At 56.5% G+C, this 3,383-nt stretch carries 3 protein-coding genes; 2 read left to right on the forward strand and 1 reads right to left on the reverse strand.

Annotated elements, in window-relative coordinates:
• Positions 1–65: 65 nt before the first annotated feature.
• Positions 66–1,343, reverse strand: a complete 1,278-nt coding sequence (locus tag P1U55_RS13320) for a SpoIIE family protein phosphatase (protein WP_301048112.1) — start codon at positions 1,341–1,343, stop codon at positions 66–68.
• A 141-nt stretch (positions 1,344–1,484) separates the two neighbouring features.
• Between P1U55_RS13320 and P1U55_RS13325 the strand changes: the two genes are divergently transcribed.
• Positions 1,485–1,802 carry an Hpt domain-containing protein gene (locus P1U55_RS13325; RefSeq protein WP_301048113.1) on the forward strand — a complete coding sequence of 106 codons (318 nt, stop codon included), beginning with the start codon at positions 1,485–1,487 and terminating at the stop codon, positions 1,800–1,802.
• Between the two features lie 72 nt (positions 1,803–1,874).
• Complete coding sequence (locus tag P1U55_RS13330; protein WP_301048114.1) at positions 1,875–3,107, forward strand: argininosuccinate synthase; 1,233 nt, start codon at positions 1,875–1,877, stop codon at positions 3,105–3,107.
• The last annotated feature ends 276 nt before the right edge of the window (positions 3,108–3,383 follow it).

The raw sequence follows: 3,383 nt of genomic DNA on the forward strand, positions 1-3,383 counted from the left end.
CTATCACGCTGGTTTCAAACAGTGAATCCCTCAGCCGATTTGTGCAACAAAGCCCTAAATAGGGCCTATTTGATCACCTTCAGTGCATCAAATTCGAACAGCACGGCCGAAACATCATCCTCAAAGTCCTGAGCTCCGGCATACTCTCCCAAGTCCCATGTGAGAGCTTCAAGAAAACCTCTGCCATGAGTGTTCCAATTACGCTTGAGCAGGCGGGCGAGACCCTCTTCTTCGAGCATTTCGCCTGATTCGTTGGTCGCCTCGGTCAACCCATCTGACATGATGAACAGGCGATCGCCCGGCGCAAGCTGCCCCTCGCATTGATTATATTCAGCAATGTCGAACAGGCCGATGGGCATACCTCCACCGCCGATATACTCAATCTGCCCCGAAGCCCGCAGGATTGCCGGATGCGGGTGCCCTGCCTGAACGAGGGAGAAGGCTCCTGTTGTGAGGTTAATATCAACGTAGGCGAGGGTGAAATAGTGCTCGGTATCCAACTCTTGAAGGGCAAGCCTGTTGAGAGTGCTGGCAAGCTGGGCGGGGGGAAGAGCATCATAAATTCCCAGATCATTCTGGACCATGGCAACATTTTGATCGGGCGACGTAGCGGAGAGGAAGCCCGCAAGCCGTGCTGTCATCAAGGCAGAACTGACACCGTGGCCAGACACATCAATAGAAAAGAGTCCGACCCGATCAGCGTTGATCGGGAAAAAACCAACCAGATCGCCGCCAACATGGCCGGACGGGCGCAGCAGAAGCGACACTTGTGCGTTACCATAGCTGCGGTAGCGTTCTTTGACGAGCGACTGCTGGAGCTTGCGCGCCTCAAGCAGATCACGATCAAGCGCGCCATAGAGCGATGAAATTTCGGCCAGGGTTTCGCTGACGAAGCGGTTTTTTTCGACGAGTTCGGCATGGATACCAAGGATGCGCTCCCCGGCGGCAAGGCGAGCACGAAGCTCATCGGGGGAAATTGGTTTTGCCAGGTAATCATCAGCGCCAGCATCAAGGCCAAGGGTCACCTCCTCGGAACGGCTTTTGGATGTGAGTAGGATGAAATAACCATAGTTTTCACGGGGCATGGCACGAAAAATTTGGCAAAATTCGAGCCCATCCATGCCCGGCATCATCCAATCAGACAGGACGACATCGGGCGGCTCTTGGGCGCACAGCCTCAGCGCCTCTTCAGCACTGGCGGCCTCACGCACGCGGTAGCCCCACTTCGTGAGCATCTTGCCGAGCATGTGCCGCTGCATCCGGCTGTCATCAACCACCAACACCGTTCGCCCAAGAGCGGTGACGGAAGATTCGGGTTGTGACGATGGCACGGCGCTGTTCATTCTTGCCTCAGGAAGCTTCACCCCTGCTTTGGCACGTCGGGGTTAACGGCCCATGAAAACGCGAATTGGCCATTCTTTCCGAAATTGTTCCTTAAGACCGCTTCGCTAGGCTGCGAGGTGTAACAAGGGCAGAGGCACCGGATGATTGACTGGGACCGCGTGGCGGAATTGATCCGCATAGTTGGCGAAGATGATTTTGCAGAAATCGCCGACATGTTTTTGGAGGAGGTTGATGAGGTGCTCGAACGGATGGAAATCGGGGAGAGCAGTGATTGGGAGGCAGATTTTCACTTCCTGAAAAGTTCATCGCTGAACCTTGGGTTCACCGATCTTGCCAGGCTTTGTCAAACGGCTGAAAACTGGGCGCATGAGCAAAATGGCGAAGCAGATTATGTGGCGGAAATTGCAGCAAGTTACCGCGCCAGCTGCCGCGCCTTTGAAAGCAAACGTGCCGCATGAAGCCGGCCCTTGGATTCGCCTGAGAAAGGGCATAAACCCGCGCCCTGACAGTGAAAGCAGGAGCGGCACCCAATGACCTCCCCCAAGAAAGTTGTGCTTGCCTATAGCGGCGGCCTCGACACCTCGATTATTCTGAAGTGGCTTCAGGTGGAATATGGCTGCGAAGTAGTTACATTCACCGCCGACCTTGGCCAAGGCGAGGAATTGGAGCCCGCGCGCAAGAAAGCCGAGTTGCTGGGGATCAAACCCGAGAACATTTTCATCGAAGACCTGCGTGAAGAGTTCACCCGCGACTTTGTGTTTCCGATGTTCCGCGCCAATGCGGTGTACGAGGGGCTTTACCTGCTGGGCACCTCGATCGCCCGCCCGCTGATTTCAAGGCGCTTGGTCGAGATCGCCGCGCAAACCGGGGCGGACGCCGTTTCGCATGGCGCAACTGGCAAGGGCAACGATCAGGTGCGCTTTGAGTTGAGTGCCTACGCGCTGAATCCCGATATCAAGGTGATTGCGCCGTGGCGCGAGTGGGATCTATCTTCCCGCACCCGGCTGCTGGAGTTTGCCGAGCAGAACCAGATCCCGATTGCAAAGGATAAGCGCGGCGAAGCGCCCTTTTCGGTGGATGCGAACCTGCTGCATACCTCTAGCGAGGGCAAGGTGCTGGAAGACCCGGCGCAGATGGCGCCTGATTACGTGTATCAACGGACGGTCCACCCGGAGGATGCGCCTGATAAGCCCGAATACGTTGAAATCGGATTTGAAAAGGGCGACGCGGTGAGCGTGAATGGCGAGGCGCTGAGCCCGGCCATGGTGCTGACTAAGCTGAACGAACTGGGCGGCAAGCACGGCTGCGGACGGCTTGATCTTGTTGAGGGCCGGTTCGTAGGCATGAAGAGCCGTGGCATCTATGAAACGCCGGGCGGCACGCTGCTGCTGGAAGCGCACCGTGGTATTGAGTCGATCACGCTCGATCGTGGAGCGATGCATCTGAAAGATGAACTGATGCCGAAATATGCCGAGCTGATCTACAACGGCTTTTGGTTCAGCCCCGAGCGCGAGATGCTTCAAGCGGCGATTGATCACAGCCAGGAGCATGTTACAGGCACGGTGACGCTAAAGCTGTTCAAAGGCTCGGTGCATTGCGTGGCACGCAAATCCGATCACACGCTTTATAGCGAGGCGCATGTGACCTTTGAGGAGGATGCGGGCGCGTATGACCAGAAAGACGCACAGGGCTTTATCCACCTGAATGCGCTGCGTTTGAAGCTGATCGCTGCCCGCAACCGCCGCGTGGAACAGTCCAGTTAGGTGAGGCACTGCCAGCCTAGCGCCTCATAGTGCACAAGTGCCGCAGCCGCGTTCATTGAGCGCTGGCTAAACGCATTCAGATCCGGCAAAACCGATATCGTCAATAGTCAGATTTTTTGCTCGGTGATATAGCTCACCACCACCCGCGCCGGGTGGTGGATGAGGTGGACGTTCACGCGCTCAATAGCGCAATGTCGCTGCGAAGGCATATATCATCTCCGTCGACAGGTACGAAAAGCCAGACCCCATGGCGATCCTCATGGGGGGCCGGGCTTG

The organism is Vannielia sp. (genome assembly GCF_029212645.1).
Classification (GTDB): Bacteria; Pseudomonadota; Alphaproteobacteria; order Rhodobacterales; family Rhodobacteraceae; genus Vannielia.